General features: G+C 65.7%; 14 protein-coding genes, 1 tRNA gene and 1 pseudogene. 11 read left to right on the top strand and 5 right to left on the bottom strand.

The window, feature by feature from the left end:
- Position 1 precedes the first annotated feature (1 nt).
- Positions 2 to 772: an N-formylglutamate amidohydrolase gene (locus tag CYR75_RS02205; protein ID WP_101498646.1), complete on the bottom strand. Its 771-nt coding sequence runs from the start codon at positions 770 to 772 to the stop codon at positions 2 to 4.
- A 132-nt stretch (positions 773 to 904) separates the two neighbouring features.
- Here CYR75_RS02205 and pyk point away from each other — a divergent pair, with 132 nt between their 5' ends.
- The 4 genes from pyk to rplT all read left to right on the top strand — a co-directional run bounded on the left by pyk (position 905) and on the right by rplT (position 3,290).
- Positions 905 to 2,350: a pyruvate kinase gene (pyk, locus tag CYR75_RS02200; protein WP_101498645.1), complete on the top strand. Its 1,446-nt coding sequence runs from the start codon at positions 905 to 907 to the stop codon at positions 2,348 to 2,350.
- A 44-nt stretch (positions 2,351 to 2,394) separates the two neighbouring features.
- Positions 2,395 to 2,604: a hypothetical protein gene (locus CYR75_RS02195; protein ID WP_101498644.1), complete on the top strand. Its 210-nt coding sequence runs from the start codon at positions 2,395 to 2,397 to the stop codon at positions 2,602 to 2,604.
- A 110-nt stretch (positions 2,605 to 2,714) separates the two neighbouring features.
- The gene (gene rpmI / locus CYR75_RS02190; RefSeq protein WP_101498643.1) at positions 2,715 to 2,915 is read left to right on the top strand and encodes a 50S ribosomal protein L35; all 201 of its coding nucleotides are present in this window, start codon (positions 2,715 to 2,717) and stop codon (positions 2,913 to 2,915) included.
- 15 nt (positions 2,916 to 2,930) lie between these two features.
- Positions 2,931 to 3,290 (top strand): 50S ribosomal protein L20, encoded by a 360-nt coding sequence (gene rplT / locus CYR75_RS02185; protein ID WP_101498642.1) that lies wholly within the window; start codon positions 2,931 to 2,933, stop codon positions 3,288 to 3,290.
- Positions 3,291 to 3,360: 70 nt separating this feature from the next.
- Here the strand turns inward: rplT and CYR75_RS02180 are convergent, their stop codons facing one another.
- Complete coding sequence (locus tag CYR75_RS02180; protein WP_101498641.1) at positions 3,361 to 4,668, bottom strand: carboxylesterase family protein; 1,308 nt, start codon at positions 4,666 to 4,668, stop codon at positions 3,361 to 3,363.
- 78 nt (positions 4,669 to 4,746) lie between these two features.
- Here CYR75_RS02180 and CYR75_RS02175 point away from each other — a divergent pair, with 78 nt between their 5' ends.
- From CYR75_RS02175 to CYR75_RS02145, 7 genes and pseudogenes are all read left to right on the top strand, one after another.
- Positions 4,747 to 5,073 carry an STAS domain-containing protein gene (locus CYR75_RS02175; protein WP_101498640.1) on the top strand — a complete coding sequence of 109 codons (327 nt, stop codon included), beginning with the start codon at positions 4,747 to 4,749 and terminating at the stop codon, positions 5,071 to 5,073.
- Positions 5,070 to 5,552 carry an ATP-binding protein gene (locus CYR75_RS02170; RefSeq protein WP_101498639.1) on the top strand — a complete coding sequence of 161 codons (483 nt, stop codon included), beginning with the start codon at positions 5,070 to 5,072 and terminating at the stop codon, positions 5,550 to 5,552. The genes CYR75_RS02175 and CYR75_RS02170 overlap by 4 nt, the downstream gene beginning before the upstream one ends.
- 108 nt (positions 5,553 to 5,660) lie before the next feature.
- Positions 5,661 to 6,758: a carboxynorspermidine decarboxylase gene (locus CYR75_RS02165; protein ID WP_101498638.1), complete on the top strand. Its 1,098-nt coding sequence runs from the start codon at positions 5,661 to 5,663 to the stop codon at positions 6,756 to 6,758.
- Positions 6,759 to 6,775: 17 nt separating this feature from the next.
- Complete coding sequence (locus CYR75_RS02160) at positions 6,776 to 7,999, top strand: saccharopine dehydrogenase family protein (protein WP_101500819.1); 1,224 nt, start codon at positions 6,776 to 6,778, stop codon at positions 7,997 to 7,999.
- 62 nt (positions 8,000 to 8,061) lie between these two features.
- Positions 8,062 to 9,416 (top strand): annotated as a pseudogene (locus CYR75_RS16725) (AI-2E family transporter).
- An 86-nt stretch (positions 9,417 to 9,502) separates the two neighbouring features.
- Positions 9,503 to 9,829 carry a heat shock protein HspQ gene (gene hspQ, locus CYR75_RS02150; RefSeq protein WP_101498637.1) on the top strand — a complete coding sequence of 109 codons (327 nt, stop codon included), beginning with the start codon at positions 9,503 to 9,505 and terminating at the stop codon, positions 9,827 to 9,829.
- A gap of 11 nt (positions 9,830 to 9,840) precedes the next feature.
- Complete coding sequence (locus CYR75_RS02145; RefSeq protein ID WP_101498636.1) at positions 9,841 to 10,893, top strand: lysine-2,3-aminomutase-like protein; 1,053 nt, start codon at positions 9,841 to 9,843, stop codon at positions 10,891 to 10,893.
- Between the two features lie 38 nt (positions 10,894 to 10,931).
- On the opposite strand, the gene CYR75_RS02140 is transcribed toward CYR75_RS02145, so the two are convergent.
- From CYR75_RS02140 to rpoC, 3 genes are all read right to left on the bottom strand, one after another.
- Positions 10,932 to 11,006: transfer RNA gene (locus tag CYR75_RS02140), tRNA-Val, on the bottom strand.
- A 117-nt stretch (positions 11,007 to 11,123) separates the two neighbouring features.
- Entirely contained in the window at positions 11,124 to 13,538 is a 2,415-nt protein-coding gene (lon, locus tag CYR75_RS02135) for an endopeptidase La (RefSeq protein WP_101498635.1), read from the bottom strand.
- Between the two features lie 184 nt (positions 13,539 to 13,722).
- On the bottom strand, positions 13,723 to 17,943 hold the full coding sequence (rpoC, locus tag CYR75_RS02130; protein WP_101498634.1) for a DNA-directed RNA polymerase subunit beta': 4,221 nt from the start codon (positions 17,941 to 17,943) through the stop codon (positions 13,723 to 13,725).
- Positions 17,944 to 18,058: the final 115 nt, after the last annotated feature.

Below are 18,058 nucleotides of genomic sequence, written 5' to 3'. Positions count from 1 at the left end.
GCTAAAGCCCCGCTTCCTCGAGCAACCCGTCCAGCACCATCGCCAGCCGCCCGGCCCACAGCTTTTGCCCGGCATCGTCGCGGATCAGGTCGTTGCGGACCTCGATCAGCACGTTGGGGCGGCCCTTGGACAGGGCGTGGCGGTCGATGGAATCGCCCGCCAGATGGCCGATATAGGGCTGGTTGTCGCCGGTGACCCAGCCGTGGCTGCGGCAGCGCTCGATCAGCAGGGGCGACAGGATCTGGTCGTCGAGGGAATACAGGACCGCGACCTCCCACGGGCGGGCCATGCGGCCGCGAAGCTGCGGGGTAAAGCTGTGGATCGCGCAGATGGCGCGGTCGGGACGGGTGCCGGCCAGCGCCTCGATGGCGGCGTGATAGGGCCGGTGCAGCGCCGTCAGCCGCCGCTCACGCTCGGCCGCGTCGGCGTCGCGGTTGGCGGGGATCACCGTCCCGTCATACAGCCGCATCAGCAGCGTCGGGTCATCCTCGCCCCGGTTCGGGTCGATCACCAGACGCGAGAAGTCAGAACCAATGACGGTCGCGCCCATCGCCGCGCCCAGATGCCGCGCCACCCCGGCGGCGCCGACATCATAGGCGATGTGGCGGGCCATATCCTCGGGCGCGATGCCCAGGCTGCCGCCGCCGACCCATTCCGGCACGCGGTTGGTGGCATGGTCGCAGGTGATCAGCCAGCGATTGTCGCGCGTCTCGCCATCGGTCCAGAACGCGTCGGCATAGGGGGTCGGGGGCAAGCGGCTTTCGTCCTTCATGCCGTTGGAATACGTCAAAACCTTTGCCTGTTCCAGTTGTAGGGCGGGGACAATTCCGCCATGATGGCGCAAACATTCGTGACGCAGACATTCTTCGGCACAAACATTCTTGACGCAGGCAGGGACACCGATATGAGACGCCACCGCAATATCAAGATCGTGGCGACGCTGGGACCGGCGTCATCGGACGAGGCCACCATCCGCGCCCTGTTCGAGGCCGGGGCCGATGTGTTCCGCCTGAACATGAGCCATGGCGATCATGCCGACCACCGCGAACGCCACGACATCATCCGCCGGATCGAGGCGGAGCTGGACCGCCCCATCGCCATCCTCGCCGATCTTCAGGGGCCGAAATTGCGGGTCGGGCAGTTCGGCTCGGGCGCGCATGATCTGGAAGACGGGCAGGCGTTCCGCTTTGACCTCGACCCCGCGCCGGGCGATGGGACGCGCGTGCAACTGCCCCACCCCGAGATCTTCGCCGCGCTTGAACCCGGCAGCGAGTTGCTCGTCAATGACGGCAAGATCCGCCTGAAGGTCGAACGCTGCGGCAGCGATTTCGCCGACTGCACCGTGACCGTGGGCGGCACCATCTCGGACCGCAAGGGCGTGAACGTGCCCGACGTCGTGCTGCCGCTGGCCGCCTTGTCGGAAAAGGACCGCGACGATCTGGAATTCGCCTGCGAACTGGGTGTCGACTGGCTGGCGCTGTCCTTCGTGCAGCGCGCCGCTGACGTGACCGAGGCGCGCGAGCTGGCACGCGGCCGCGCCGCGATTCTGTCCAAGATCGAAAAGCCCGCCGCCGTGCGCGCCTTTGCCGAAATCCTCGCCGCCTCGGACGGGATCATGGTGGCGCGGGGCGATCTGGGCGTGGAACTGCCGGTGCAGTCGGTGCCGCCGATCCAGAAACGCCTGGTCCGCCAGTGCCGGGCCGCCGCCAAGCCGGTGATCGTCGCGACCCAGATGCTGGAATCGATGATCGAAAGCCCGATGCCCACCCGGGCCGAGGTCTCGGACGTGGCCAACGCGATCTATGAGGGCGCGGATGCGGTGATGCTCTCGGCGGAATCGGCCGCCGGGCATTATCCCATCGACGCGGTCAGAACGATGGACAGCGTCGCCCGGTCCGTCGAAAGCGACCCCACCTATCGCGAGGTGATCGAGGCGTCGCGCAAGGCCGACCGCACCTCGGTCGCAGATGGCATCGTCGCCGCCGCCCGCGAAATCGCCGAGACGACCGACATCGCCGCCATCTGCGCCCACACGCAGTCGGGCACCACCGTGGGCCTTGTCGCCCGCGAGCGCCCGCGCACGCCGATCATCGCCATGTCGCCCGAGATGCGCGTCCTGCGCCGGCTGTGCCTGACCTGGGGCACCCATTGCGTGCTGACCGACCCGCTGACCCGCTTCCGCGAGGCGGTCATCAGCGCCGCCCGCGTGGCCCGCGATTTCGGCTTTGCCGACAAGACGCAGCAGATCGTCATCACCGCCGGCGTGCCCTTCAACATCCCCGGCACGACCAACATCCTGCGCGTCGCCACCTGCGATGAGCGCTTGATCAACCGCGTGGACCCGGAATAACCCTTGCCCCGCATAATCGAACGCTTCGCGACAGGATGGACTGAATGAGCGACTTTCTTCTTTTGCTGGGTGTCGCGCTGTGCGCGCTGTCGCTGGTTGCGGCAATCGTCTCGGTCCTGATGACGCGGGCGCCGCGCGGGGCGGCGATCCTGCTGGTGGCGGGGATATTGTCGCTGGCGCTCGCCGCGTGGGTGGAACCCGGCAGCGTCGGTTTCGACCGCATCCCGCAGGCGATGGACCGGGTTCTGCCCTGATCCGGCTTGCCTTTTGCGCCCAACCGCCTTATTGGGGCGACTTCAAAGCCGCGCGGCCGGCCCTTCTGGCATTGCCGAGTCGCGCGTAAACCTCTGACAAGGAGAGTAAAATGCCGAAGATGAAGACCAAAGCGGCCGCAAAAAAGCGGTTCTCGTTCACGGCGACCGGCAAGGTCAAGGCCGGCCAGGCCGGCAAGCGACACGGCATGATCAAGCGCAGCACGAAGTTCATTCGCGATGCGCGCGGCACCACGATCCTTTGTGACGCGGATGCCAAGATCGTCAAGAAATACATGCCCTATAACCGCTGATCCGAGGACTGAGACATGGCACGAGTTAAATCTGGCAAGGTCACCCACGCCCGCCACAAGAAGGTCCTTGAAGCTGCCAAGGGCTATTACGGCAACCGTTCGCGCAACTTCCGCACCGCCACCCAGGCGGTCGACAAGGCGAACCAGTACGCCACCCGCGACCGCAAGAATCGCAAGCGCAATTTCCGCGCGCTGTGGATTCAGCGGATCAACGCCGCTGTCCGCGCCATCGACGCCGACATGACCTATTCGCGCTTCATCAACGCGCTGTCCAAGGCCGGGATCGAGGTCGACCGCAAGGTTCTGGCCGATCTGGCCGTGCACGAGCCCGAAGCCTTCGGCGCGATCGTGGAAAAGGCCAAGGCTGCCGCCTGATCGGCTGCCCCTTGAGGGCCATCATGGCCCAACCTATCGAAAACCCGCGCCCCGGCGCGGGTTTTTGCGTTCAGCGCTTGCGCGGTGGCATGGCCTGCCCCGCCTGTGCGCCCGTCACCAGCCGGAGCACCCCGCCGATGCGCTGCGGTTGCGGCTGGCCGGTCCGCGCGAACTCGGCCCAGATCCGCCGCAAGGGCGCGCCGAGCGCGGTCAGCCGGTCCAGATCCATCCCCACCGGCAGCAGGGGCGTCTGCAGCCAGTCCGGACCGGGAAACAGCAGCGGCAGCTCGGCCAGATGCGTCCCGCCCCACGGCCCCGCGCCCCAGTCGATCACATAGCGCCCGACCGCGCCGCCCGCGGCGTGGTGATGCGCCGCGAACTGCCGCGCCGGCCGCGCATAAAGGCGGCGGGTCAGCAGCCGCACCATCCCGCGCCGCAGCGGCTCGATGGCGGGTCGCGGCTGCGGCGGCAGGAACAGCTGCGCCTCGGCCCGGACATGGCCGATCAGCAGGGGCAGTCCCGGCGCGGCCTCGGCATGGGCGCGGGGCAGGTCCGCTTCGGGCGGAAAGGGCGCGGCGCCGAATTCGGGGCCAAAGGGCATCTGCCCGGCCAGCCCGAACCGCCGCACCGCGCGGCGGATGCGCGCCTGCCGCGACAGGATCGCAGGCAGCGGCGCGTCATGGGCCAGCCCGGCGGCCTTGCGGCGCATGACAGGCTTCATCGCCGTGTTGCGCAGGCCCAGATGCACCGGCGCACTTTGGATGATGGCGCGATGAAACAGCCCCCGCGCCGCCGTCGCGGTCAGCAAACGCGCGATCAGATCGCCGCCCGAGGATTGCCCGAACAGCGTCACCCGCTGCGGATCGCCACCGAATGCGGCGATGTTCCCCGCGATCCACGCCAGCGCCGCGATGACGTCCAGCGCCCCCAGATTGGCGGGCCGCCCGTCATGCGCCAGCCACCCCAGCAGCCCCAGCCGATGCGTCGCCGCCACCACCACGACCCCCTGCTCGCGCACCAGGGCGGCAGGGTCGAACACCGCCATATCCCCCGCCGCCGATTCGTAGCTGCCGCCATGCAGCCAGACCATGACCGGCGCGGCCTGCGCCTGCGGCGGGGCTGTGACCGACAGATGCAGACAGTCCTCGCTGAAGCTCAGCCCCCGGAACGGGTGGGGCATGATCGCGTCCAGCCGCTCGACCGCAAGCTGCGGGCAGGCCGGCGCCGGGTGGCGGGCGTCGATCGGGCCGGGCGGCAGCGGCCTGGGCGGCTGCCAGCGCCCGGCCTGCGCATAGGGGATGCCCGTCGCGCGCAGCAGCCCGTCCGCGAGCCGCGCGTGGATCGGCCCGGCGCGGGCGGGAAGGATGACCGTCTGCACGCTTCGCCTCTGCCGTTAAAGGGGTGGTAAGGAATGTGCGCTAGAGAAGCGAGCAGGGTCAATTGTAACGAGGGCGAAATGAACCTGACAGTCGAAGATGAAGACGGGCTGGTCGTCATCCGGATGCTGGAAAAGCGTCTGGATGCGGTCATCGCGGGCGAGTTCAAGGATCTGGTCCGGCCGCATCTGGCGGCCCCCGGTCCCGATGCGATTCTCGACCTGTCCGAGGTCGAGTTTCTGGACAGTTCTGGCCTGGGCGCGGTGATCGCCCTGCGCAAGGCCCTGCCCGAGGGGCGTCGGATGCGGCTTCGCGGCTTGACGCCCAATGTGACGCGGGTGTTTCGCCTGACCCGCATGGACCAGATCTTTGACATCATCGACGCCGGTTTCGGGGCGCAGCCATGATCGCAGACAAGGACCGGTGCCCGGTGACCCTGACCAGCCATCCCTCTCCCCTGCCCGCAGCCTTCAACCGCAGCTTCGTCGCCCGCCCGCGTCTGGTGCGCGAGGTGCTGCAGGCGATGACCACCGCCCTGGCCCGTGCCACCAGCCCCGAACATCTGGGCCGGACCGAGCTGGTGCTGGCGGAACTGCTGAACAACGTCACCCAGCACGGGCGCGGCATGGGCGCGGGGCCGGCGCCCTTTATCCACCTGGGCGTCGTGGTCCAGCCGCAGGGGCTGGTCTGCTCGGTCAGCGACGATGGCGGGCTGCTGCCGCGCCTCTGCCTGCGCGCGCCCGCCCCCGATCCGCAGGACTACCCCGAGGGCGGGTTCGGCTGGTATCTGATCGGCCATCTCACCCAGTCGCTGATCTATTTCCGCGAGGGAGAGCGGAACTATCTGGCCTTTACCGTGCCCACCGACGCGCCCCGGCCAAGCTGACTGCCCGGGCCCGGGCGGACGGTTCGGGCGTGGCCTGCCTGCGGGCTTCCTTGCGAAGCGGCGGGGAAATGCCTATACCGCTTCCCTTGATCGCCGTTCGGGGAAGCCATGACGATACAGACGCCCTATTATCTGATGGACATGGCCGCGCTGCGCCGGAACATGGAAACCGTCGCCCGTCTGCGCGAGATGTCGGGCGCCAAGGCGCTGCTGGCGCTGAAATGCTTTGCCACGTGGTCCGTGTTTGACCTGATGCGCGACTATATGGACGGCACCACTTCGTCCTCGCTTTACGAATTGCGGCTGGGGCGCGAGAAATTCGGCAAGGAGACCCATGCCTATTCCGTCGCCTGGGCCGATCACGAGATCGACGAGGCCATCGGTTACGCCGACAAGATCATCTTCAACTCGCTGAGCCAGCTCGACCGGTTCGGTGAGCGCGCGGCGCATATCGGGCGCGGGCTGCGTCTCAATCCCCGCTTCTCGACCTCGGGGTTTGATCTGGCCGACCCGGCGCGGCCCTTCTCGCGCCTGGGAGAGTGGGACATGGACCGGCTGTCCGCGGCACGCGACCGGATCGACGGGGTGATGATCCATTACAACTGCGAGAACAGCGATTTCGACCTGTTCTCGACCCAGCTCGACCGGATCGAGGGTGATTTTGGCGCCTTTCTGAAGCAACTCGACTGGGTCTCGCTGGGCGGCGGCATCCACTTCACCGGCGAGGGCTATCCGCTGGACCGCCTCGCCGACCGGCTCAAGGCGTTCAGCGACCGCTTGGGCGGGCAGGTCTATCTGGAACCGGGCGAGGCCTCGATCACCGGGACCGCCACGCTTGAGGTCAGCGTGCTGGACATCCTCGACGTCGGCAAGCAGATCGCCATCGTCGACAGCAGCATCGAGGCGCATATGCTGGATCTGCTGATCTATCGCGAGACAGCCAAGCTGCCGCAGACCGGCGCGCACGCCTATCAGATCGCCGGCAAGACCTGCCTCGCCGGCGACATTTTCGGCGAGGGGCGCTTCCCCAAACCGCTGACGATCGGCGACCGGATCAGCATCGCGGACGCCGCCGGCTATACCATGGTCAAGAAAAACTGGTTCAACGGCGTGAACATGCCGTCTATCGCCATTCGCGACGAGGACGGAACGATCCGCCTCGTCCGCAGCTTCACTTATGACGACTATCGGGACAGCCTGTCCTGACACCGAAGGGGGAAATGTTGAAAAAGAACGTTCTCATCATCGGCGCCGGCGGCGTCGCTCAGGTCACGGCGCACAAGGTCGCGCAATGGGCCGATGAATTCGGCGCGATCCACATCGCCTCGCGCACCCGGTCCAAGGCCGATGCGATCATCGAGACCCTGCGCGACAAGGGTCTCGACGTCGAGGTGACAAGCCACACGCTGGACGCGATGGACAGCCAAGCCGTTGCCGATCTGATCCGCCAGATCGACGCCGGGATCTGCATCAATGTCGGCTCGGCCTTCATCAACATGACGGTGCTGCAAGGCTGCATCGACACCGGCTGCGCCTATATCGACACCGCGATCCATGAAGACCCCGACAAGATCTGCGAGACGCCGCCCTGGTATGCGAATTACGAATGGAAGCGCCGCGAGGATGTCGAGAAGGCCGGGATGACCGCGATCCTGGGCGCGGGCTTCGATCCCGGCGTGGTCAACGCCTATGCGAGGCTGGCCGAGGATGAGTATTTCGACAGGATCGACAGCATCGACATCGTCGACATCAACGCCGGCAGCCACGGCCGCTATTTCGCCACCAATTTCGACCCCGAGATCAACTTCCGCGAGTTCACCGGCACCGTCTATGCCTGGCAGGGCGGCGAGTGGACCGAAAACCGCATGTTCGAGGTCGGGCGAGAGTGGGATCTGCCGGTGGTCGGCAAGCAGACCGCCTATCTTTCCGGCCATGACGAGGTGCATTCGCTGGCCCAACGCTACAAGGACGCCGATGTGCGCTTCTGGATGGGCTTTGGCGAGCATTACATCAACGTGTTCACCGTGTTGAAATCGCTGGGGCTTCTGTCCGAACAGCCGGTCACCACCGCCGAAGGCGACGAGGTCGTGCCGCTGAAGGTCGTCAAGGCGGTGCTGCCCGACCCGGCCAGCCTCGCGCCCGGTTATACCGGCAAGACCTGCATCGGCGATCTGGTCAAGGGCAGCCGCGACGGCAAGCCGGGCGAGGTCTTCATCTACAACGTCTCGGACCACGAGGACGCCTTTGCCGAGGTCGGCAGCCAGGGCATCAGCTATACCGCGGGCGTCCCGCCGGTCGCGGCGGCGGTGCTGATCGCGCGGGGCGAATGGGACGTCAAGCGCATGGTCAATGTCGAAGACCTGCCCGCCCGCCCGTTTCTGGAACTGCTGGGCCAGATGGGCCTGCCCACCCGCATCATCGATTCGACCGGCGACCACCCGCTCTGACGCGGGGGTCGCCGCCCATGCAGCCTTAATCGACCCGGCAGCGGAACCTGCAACGCCGCCTGATGCGTTGTCATGCAGCCCCCCTGCCGGAGTCGTCCATGCCGCCCCCCACCCGCTACACGCCGCAGCATCGGTTCCCATCGTTCCGGGGCGAGGAAGGCGTCCGCGCGGCGCCGGTCCCGCGTTGGGCTGTGGTCGGCATCTTCCTGATGATCCTGTTCTATTTCGTCACCGAGGCGCGGGATTTCCTGATGCCGGTCTCGCTGGCGCTGCTGCTGTTCTTCGTCTTCGTCCCCTTCCGGCGCATGATGGGGCGGTTCGGCGTGAACGCCACCGCCTCGGCCGGGATGGTGACGCTGGGGCTGGTCGCGCTTGTCGTGGTGCTGGGCTATTTCATCTCGGGCCCGGTCAGCGACATCATCGACAACGGCTCCAGCATTTCGGCCCGGCTGGAACAGCGGGTGCAGGAACTGCGCGAAAGCGTGGCCCCGCTGGAACGCGCCGCCGCGCGGCTCGATGAGGTCACCACCGTCGACACCCCGACCGAAGCCCCGCCCGAGGCCGCGACCGGGGCGGCTGCCGACCTGATCGCGCCCAGTGCCGCCACCCAAGCGGCCGAGGATCAGCCGATCAAGGTCGAGGTCAAGAACGACACGCCCTCGACCCTGCAATCGCTGATGGCGGCGGGGCCGTCAGTCGCCAGCCAGATCATCTTTACCCTGTTCCTGCTGTTCTTCCTGCTCGCGTCCGGCGATCTGATGTATCTGAAGATCGTGCAAAGCTTCGACACGCTCAGCGAGAAACGCGCCGCCTATATGGCGCTGCGCGAGATCGAGGCCGCCATCGGCTCCTATCTCGGCTCGATCACCATCATCAATGCCGGGCTGGGCGTCTGCGTCGGGCTGGCGATGTGGTTCTGGGGGATGCCGCAGCCGATCCTGTGGGGGTGGGGGCGTTCATCGTGAACTTCATCCCCTATCTCGGCTCGGTCGCGGGGATTGCCGCGGCCTTCATCGTGGCGCTGCTGACCTTCCCCGATTTCTACACCCATCTGATGGTCGCCCTGACCTATTTCGCGCTGACCTCGCTGGAAGGGCAGCTGATCACGCCCTATTTCGTCTCGCGCCGTTTGCAACTGAACACCGTGGTTGTGTTCGTCACGGTGGCGATGTGGGCCTGGCTGTGGTCGGTGCTGGGGATGATCGTCGCGGTGCCGATCCTGGTGGTGATGAAGGTGCTGGCCGATCACATTCCGGGGCTTGAGAAATTCGGCAATTTCCTCGCCGGCGAGGCCCCACCCGCGCTCGAGGATGAGGACGAGGCCGAGGCGCATGTCGTCGTCGATGCAGGCGAGGCCGCGTCCCCGGACCCCGCCCCGCCGCCCGGCCCTGCCAGTGTCGCCTTAACCGAAAGCTGACGTCCGGCTTGACTTGCGGGGCCGATCTGTTCATGGACAGTTCGCGAAATCTGGCGTAGAAACTGCCAATGACACATCGGTTCGACATGCAAACGAGAACGGCGAAATACACGATCGGCCAGGTCGTCCGGCATCGGCTGCACCCGTTTCGCGGGGTGGTGTTCGACGTCGATCCCGAATTCGCCAATACCGAGGAATGGTATGAATCGATCCCCGAGGACAGCCGTCCGGATCGCGACCAGCCCTTCTATCACCTCTATGCCGAGACCGAGGCGACCTATTACGTCGCCTATGTGTCCGAGCAGAATCTGGTCGCCGACCGCTCTGGCGAGCCGATCGAGCATCCCGAACTGGCCGAGCTGTTCGGCGAGTTTCAGGACGGCTATTACACCAGCCAGATCGCGCTGAACTGATCGCACCACCCATGTCCGGCAAGCCTTCGCAGCCGACGGCCGGCCCGTCGCGGGCGCTGACCAGCGTCGCGGATCTGGTGTCGGCGGGGCTTGCGCAGGCAGCTGATGCGCCCGATCTGGACACCGTCGCGGCAGAGTTCCGCATCCGCATCACCCCCACCATGCAGTCGCCCGCCCCCGGCATCGCGCGTCAATTCGTGCCCGACCCGCAAGAGCTGACGATCCGCCCCGAAGAGCTCGCCGACCCCATCGGCGACGCCGCCCACAGCCCGGTGCCGGGGCTGACGCATCGCTATCCCGACCGCGCGATCCTGCATCTGACCCAGACCTGCGATGTCTATTGCCGGTTCTGCTTCCGGCGCGAGGTGGTGGGCGCCGCCGGTCCCCTGCCCCAGCCGCAGCTCGACGCGGTGCTGGCCCATATCGCCGCCACCCCCGCGCTGCGCGAGATCATCCTGACCGGCGGCGACCCCCTGACCCTCTCGCCGCGCCGTCTGGGCGCGGTGCTGGACCGGCTGGACGCGATCCCGCATGTCGAGGTCATCCGCCTGCACAGCCGCGTGCCGGTCGTCTCGCCCGACCGCATCGCATCCCTTGCGCCCCTGCTGCGCCGCCGCGCCGCCGTCTATCTGGTGATCCACACCAACCACCCCGATGAGCTGACGCCGCAGGCCGGCGCCGCCATCGCCCGGCTTGCCGATCATGGCGTCGCGCTGCTGTCGCAGAGCGTGCTGCTGCGCGGCGTCAACGACGATCCCGACGTGCTGGCGCGCCTGTTCCGCGCCCTGACTGCGTTGCGGGTCACGCCCTATTACCTGCACCACTGCGACCTCGCCCGCGGCACCAGCCATTTCCGCACCAGCATCGACGAGGGGCTGGCGATCATCGCCGCGCTGCGCGGGCATCTGTCGGGGGTGGCGATCCCCAGCTATGTGCTCGACCTGCCCGGCGGGCACGGCAAGGTGCCGCTCGACTCCGCCGCCGTCACCCGCATCGGCCCCGGCCAATGGCGCATCCGCGACTGGCGCGGAATCAGCCACGACTACCGCGACCCCGTCCGATAAAAAAAGGCGCCGCAGATCTGCGACGCCTTTTGAAATCATGGTGGGTGATAACGGATTTGAACCGCTGACATCTTCGATGTGAACGAAGCGCTCTACCGCTGAGCTAATCACCCGTGAGCGGCTAGATAGCCGCGGAAACCCCTATGTGCAAGAGGTTTTCGCGGGGAAAAACAGCCGTCCGAAATCAAAAACCGGGCGCAGGTCATGCCTGCGCCCGGTGGTGTCACTGGTCAGTGGGCGGTGCGGCCGGTGCCCAGATCGTCCTTGCGCGCCGCGGCCTGGCGGGCGGCTTCGGCTGCCTCTTCGGCGGCCTCGTCCCACTCGACAGCCTCGGGCATCCGGGCCAGCGCGTGCTTCAGCACCTCGCGGACGTTGGTGACGGGGATGATCTCCATCCCTTCCTTCACATTGGCCGGGATCTCGGTCAGATCCTTTTCATTGTCGGCCGGGATCAGGACGGTCTTGATCCCCCCGCGCAGCGCCGCGAGCAGCTTTTCCTTGAGCCCGCCAATGGCGAGCGCATTGCCGCGCAGCGTGACCTCGCCGGTCATGGCGACGTCCTTGCGGACCGGAATGCCCGTCATCACCGACACGACCGAGGTCACCATCGCCAGACCGGCCGAGGGGCCGTCCTTGGGCGTGGCCCCTTCGGGGACGTGGACGTGGATGTCGCGCTTTTCGAACTCGGGCGGACGAATGCCCAGTTCCGGCGCGATCGACCGAACGAAGCTGGAGGCCGCGTCGATCGATTCCTTCATCACGTCACCCAGCTTGCCGGTCGTCTTCATGCGACCCTTGCCGGGCAGCTTCAGCGCCTCGATCTGCAGCAGATCGCCGCCGACCTGTGTCCAGGCAAGCCCGGTCACGACGCCGACCTGATCCTCGGCCTCGGCAAGACCAAAGCGGTGACGACGCACGCCCAGATACTCCTCGGCCTTGGCCGCATCGACCTCGACGGATTTCGTCTTGCCCTTCAGGATGTCGGTCACGGCCTTCCGTGCCAGCTTGGCGATCTCGCGTTCCAGGCTCCGCACCCCGGCTTCGCGGGTGTAATAGCGGATGACGTGGTTCAACGCCTCGTCGGTGACGCTGAATTCACCCTTGCGCAGACCGTTCGCCTTGATCTGCTTGGGCAGCAGGTGGCGGCGCGCGATCTCGCGCTTTTCATCCTCGGTATAGCCGGCGAGCGGAATGATCTCCATCCGGTCGAGCAGCGGGCCGGGCATGTTATAGCTGTTGGCCGTGGTCACGAACATGACGTTCGACAGGTCGTATTCCACCTCGAGATAGTGGTCCACGAAGGTCGAGTTCTGTTCTGGGTCCAGCACCTCGAGCATCGCACTGGCCGGGTCGCCGCGGAAATCCTGCCCCATCTTGTCGATTTCATCGAGCAGGATCAGCGGGTTGGTCGTCTTGGCCTTTTTCAGCGCCTGGATGATCTTGCCGGGCATCGAGCCGATATAGGTCCGGCGGTGGCCGCGGATCTCGGATTCGTCGCGCACCCCGCCCAGCGAGATGCGGATGAACTCCCGACCCGTTGCACGCGCCAGCGAGCGCCCCAGCGAGGTCTTGCCCACGCCCGGAGGACCGACGAGGCTGAGGATCGGCCCCTTCAGCTTGGCCGAGCGGCTTTGCACCGCAAGATACTCGACGATGCGTTCCTTGACCTTTTCGAGGCCATAGTGATCCTCGTCCAGCACCTGCTCGGCCTTGGTCAGATCCTTGCGGGTGCGCGACTTGACGCCCCAGGGCAGCGCCAGCAGCCAGTCGAGATAGTTGCGGCTGACCGTGGCCTCCGCCGACATCGGCGACATCGACTTCAGCTTTTTCAGTTCGCTCTCGGCCTTTTCGCGGGCTTCCTTGCTGAACTTGGTGGCGGCAATGCGCTCTTCCAGCTCGGCCAGCTCGTTGCCGCCTTCGTCGCCGTCGCCGAGTTCCTTCTGAATGGCCTTCATCTGCTCATTCAGATAGTACTCGCGCTGCGTCTTCTCCATCTGGGTCTTGACGCGCGACTTGATCTTCTTCTCGACCTGCAGCACGGACATTTCGCCCTGCATCAGGCCATAGACCTTTTCCAGACGCTCGGCCACGACCAGCGTTTCCAGCAGGTCCTGCTTGCGGACGATGTCGATGCCCAGATGGCCGGCGACCAGATCGGACAGCCGGTCGGCATCCGTGGTTTCGGCCACGGTGGCAACGACTTCGTCGGGAATGTTCTTGCGAACCTTGACGTATTTCTCGAATTCTTCGGCGACCGTGTTGGTCAGCGCGGCGACGGTGTCGGCATCGCCCTCTTCTTCCAGAAGCGGGGTGGCTTCGGCCTCGAAGTAATCGGCATTGTCAAGGAAACGGGTGATCTGCACGCGGCGCTGCCCCTCGACCAGCACCTTCACGGTGCCGTCCGGCAGTTTCAGCAGTTGCAGCACATTGGCGAGGACGCCGATGCGATAGATTCCGTCCGCCACCGGTTCATCGACCGAGGCGTCCTTCTGCGTCGCCAGCAGGATCGGACGATCCGCCGCCATGACCGCTTCGAGCGCGCGCACGGATTTGTCGCGACCGACGAACAGCGGCACGACCATATGCGGGAACGCCACGATATCACGCAGCGGCAGCACGGGATGCGAATGAGTAAGTTCGGTCATCTTCTTCCTTTCAAGCCCGAGGGTGCGCGACCCAAGTTTTGGCGGCACGGACCCCCTGCATGGCCCAGATTTAGGCATGGCAGGGCTGCGTTTCAATGCCGCAGTCAACCAGAGCGGTGCCGTCGTGTCGGCATGAAAAGGGCCGGGCATTGCGGCCCGGCCCCTTTCGATTTCGTGTTGGCGATCACTCGTCCGACGGGACCGGTGCCGGCTCGGCGGCCTCGGTCGGGGCCGGCGGCTCGAGCGCGGCGGCTGCCGCCTCCGCCTCGGCCCGGCGCGACTCGATCACCTCGGCGTCGCGGTCCGACGCGATCTTGCGCATCCGCATCGTCGCCCCGCCGGTGCCCGCTGGGATCAGCCGGCCGACGATGACGTTTTCCTTCAGGCCCACGAGCTTGTCGCGCTTGCCCTGAACGGCGGCCTCGGTCAGCACGCGCGTCGTCTCCTGGAAGGAGGCGGCGCTGATGAAGCTGCGGGTCTGCAGCGATGCCTTGGTGATCCCCAGCAGGACCGGCTCGCCCGTGGCGGGGCGGCCGCCCTTGGCGGTGATCTTGGCGTTCTCTTCCTCGAACTCGTCACGCTCGACATGCTCGCCCTTCAGCAGCGTGGTGTCGCCGCTGTCGAGGATCTCGATCTTCTGCAGCATCTGGCGAACGATCACCTCGATGTGCTTGTCGTTGATCTTCACGCCTTGCAGACGATAGACGTCCTGAACCTCGTCGATCAGATAATCGGCGAGCGCCTCGATCCCCATGATCCGCAGGATGTCATGCGGGGCCGGGTTGCCGTCCATGATATACTCACCCTTCTGCACGAAGTCGCCTTCCTGCACCGGGATGTGCTTGCCTTTCGGCACCATGTATTCGACCGGATCGACACCTTCCGCTGCCGGCTCGATCGAGATGCGACGCTTGTTCTTGTAGTCCTTGCCAAAGCGGACATAGCCGTCAATCTCGGCGATGATGGCGTGATCCTTGGGACGGCGCGCCTCGAACAGTTCGGCCACGCGGGGAAGACCCCCGGTGATGTCCTTGGTGCGCGCACCCTCGCGCGGGATCCGCGCGACCACGTCGCCTGCCTTGATCTCTTGCCCGTCCTCGATCGACAGAACCGCATCCACCGACATCGGATAGATGACCGGGTTGCCCTGGTCGTTCCGGACCGGCTCGCCATCGGCGCCCATGATCAGGATCTCCGGCTTCAGATCGCCACCCTTCGGCGTCGAGCGCCAGTCGGTCACGATCTTCTGCGTCATCCCGGTCGCGTCGTCGGTCTCGTCCCGGACGGAAATGCCCGCCACCAGATCAACGAATTTGGCGATGCCCGGCTTTTCGGCGATGATCGGCAGGGTGTAGGGGTCCCATTCGAACAGCTTCTGTCCGCGCGTGACCTCTTCGCCCGCCTTCACCATCAGCTTCGAGCCATAGAACAGCTTGTGCGTCGCCACCGGCTCGTTCTGACGGTTCAGCAGGATCACGACCATGTTGCGGGACATGACGATCTGCTCGCCCGCCTCGTTCACGATCAGCGCCTCGTTTTCAAAGGCAACGGTGCCTTCCTGGTTCGCGGCGATGAAGCTCTGCTGACCGCCCTGCGCCACGCCGCCGATGTGGAAGGTCCGCATCGTCAGCTGGGTGCCGGGTTCGCCGATGGACTGCGCGGCGATGATGCCGACAGCCTCGCCGATATTGACCAGCGTGCCACGGGCCAGATCGCGACCATAGCACATCGCGCAGACCCCGTCGTCGCTTTCGCAGGTCAGAGCCGAGCGGATGCGAACGGTCTGCACGCCGGCGGTTTCGATCTCGTCCGCCTTGCGCTCGCCGATCAGCTCGCCGCTGCGCAGGATGACCTCGTCCGTGCCGGGAACCAGCACGTCCTCGGCCGCGGTGCGGCCCAGGATGCGCTCGCTCAGCGGGGCGATGATCTCGCCGTCATTGACCGCGGCGGTGGCGGTGATCGCCTGTTCGGTGCCGCAATCATATTCCCGCACGATGCAGTCCTGCGCCACGTCCACCAGACGCCGCGTCAGATAGCCAGAGTTCGCGGTCTTGAGCGCCGTATCCGACAGACCTTTCCGCGCCCCGTGGGTCGAGTTGAAGTATTCAAGAACGGTCAGACCTTCCTTGAAGTTCGAGATGATCGGCGTCTCGATGATCTCGCCATTCGGCTTGGCCATCAGACCGCGCATCCCGCCCAGCTGCTTCATCTGCGTGACCGAGCCACGAGCACCGGAGTGCGCCATCATGTAGACGCTGTTCGGTTCCTGCTCGGCACCGTCGACGAATTTGCGCGCCGAGATGGTGTCCATCATCGCCGTCGTCACCTCGTCGTTGCACTTCGACCAGGCGTCCACGACCTTGTTGTACTTCTCGCCCTGGGTGATGAGGCCGTCCAGATACTGCTGTTCGAACTCTTTCACCTGATCCTCGACGCGGCCCACGATGTCCCACTTGTTGTCGGGGATCACCATGTCGTTCTTGCCGAACGAGATGCCGGCGCGGAACGCCTCGCGGAAGCCGAGACCCATGATCTTGTCGCTGAAGATCACCGCCTCTTTCTGGCCGCAATAACGATACACCGTGTCGATGACGTGCTGCACGTCCTTCTTGCGCAGCAGGCGGTTCACCAGCTCGAACGGTGCCTTGCTGTTCAGCGGCAGCAGCGCGCCCAGCCGGACGCGGCCCGGCGTGGTCTCGAAACGCTGGGTGATCTCCTTGCCGTCATCATCCACCTGCTTGAGACGGGCGGTGACCTTGGCGTGCAGATGCACCTCGCCGGCGGCAAGGGCGTGCTCGACCTCGTCGACGCTGGCGAAGGACATGCCCTCGCCCACCATGCCGTCACGCATCATCGTGGTGTAGTACAGCCCCAGAACCATGTCCTGAGACGGCACGATGATCGGCGAGCCGTTCGCCGGCGACAGCACGTTGTTGGTCGACATCATCAGGACGCGCGCTTCCAGCTGCGCTTCCAGCGACAGCGGGACGTGAACGGCCATCTGGTCGCCGTCGAAGTCGGCGTTGAAGGCCGAGCAGACCAGCGGGTGAAGCTGGATCGCCTTGCCCTCGATCAGGATCGGCTCGAACGCCTGAATGCCCAGACGGTGCAGCGTCGGCGCCCGGTTCAGCAGAACCGGATGCTCGCGAATGACCTCGTCCAGGATGTCCCAGACCTCGGGGCGTTCCTTTTCGACCAGCTTCTTGGACTGCTTGACGGTGGTCGAATAACCCTTGGCGTCGAGGCGCGAATAGATGAACGGCTTGAACAGTTCGAGCGCCATCTTCTTCGGCAGGCCGCACTGGTGCAGCTTCAGTTCCGGCCCGGTCACGATGACCGACCGGCCCGAGAAGTCGACCCGCTTGCCCAGCAGGTTCTGCCGGAAGCGGCCCTGCTTGCCCTTCAGCATGTCGGACAGCGATTTCAGCGGGCGACGGTTGTTGCCCGTGATCACGCGGCCACGACGGCCGTTGTCGAACAGCGCGTCGACCGATTCCTGCAGCATCCGCTTTTCGTTGCGCACGATGATGTCGGGCGCGCGCAGCTCGATCAGCCGCTTGAGGCGGTTGTTGCGGTTGATGACCCGGCGATACAGGTCGTTCAGGTCCGAGGTCGCAAAGCGGCCGCCATCCAGCGGCACCAGCGGGCGCAGTTCCGGCGGGATGACCGGGATCACCGTCATCACCATCCATTCCGGACGGTTGCCGGATTCGAGGAAGCTTTCGACGATCTTCAGCCGCTTGATGATCTTCTTCGGCTTCAGCTCGCCCGTGGCCTCCTTCAGCTCCTCGCGAAGCTGCTCGGCGGTGGCGTCCAGATCGATATTGGCCAGCATGGCGCGGATCGCCTCGGCCCCGATATCGGCCTGGAAGGCGTCGGCGCCGAACTGGTCCTGCGCGTCCATGAACTCTTCTTCCGACATCAGCTGACCATAGGTCAGGTCGGTCAGGCCGGGTTCGATGACGACGTAGTTTTCGAAATAGAGGATCCGCTCCAGATCGCGCAGCGTCATGTCCAGCATCAGGCCGATGCGCGAGGGCAGCGACTTGAGGAACCAGATATGGGCGACCGGCGCGGCCAGTTCGATATGGCCCATGCGCTCGCGCCGGACCTTCTGCAGCGTCACCTCGACACCGCATTTCTCGCAGACGAGGCCGCGATACTTCATGCGCTTGTATTTGCCGCACAGGCATTCGTAGTCCTTGATCGGACCGAAGATGCGCGCGCAGAACAGCCCGTCACGCTCGGGCTTGAACGTGCGGTAGTTGATGGTTTCGGGCTTCTTCACCTCGCCATAGGACCAGGCCAGAATTTCTTCGGGCGAGGCCAGCGAGATCTTGATTTCGTTGAACTGCCGCGGCTGTGCCAGCGGGTTCAGCGGATTGGTGGCAAGTTCCTGGTTCATCTAGATTCCTCTTGACTGAGGTGACCGCCAGCGGGGTGCGGCAAAGGCTGGGATCGGGCCGGTGGGCGCGGCATCAGCCGCGCGGCACCGGCCCGCAATCATGGCAGGGGCCGTC

It is taken from the genome of Paracoccus jeotgali, from assembly GCF_002865605.1.
Taxonomy (GTDB): Bacteria; Pseudomonadota; Alphaproteobacteria; order Rhodobacterales; family Rhodobacteraceae; genus Paracoccus; species Paracoccus jeotgali.
Note: the sequence above shows the minus strand (reverse complement) of the source record. Positions and strands in the feature narration are given on the sequence as shown.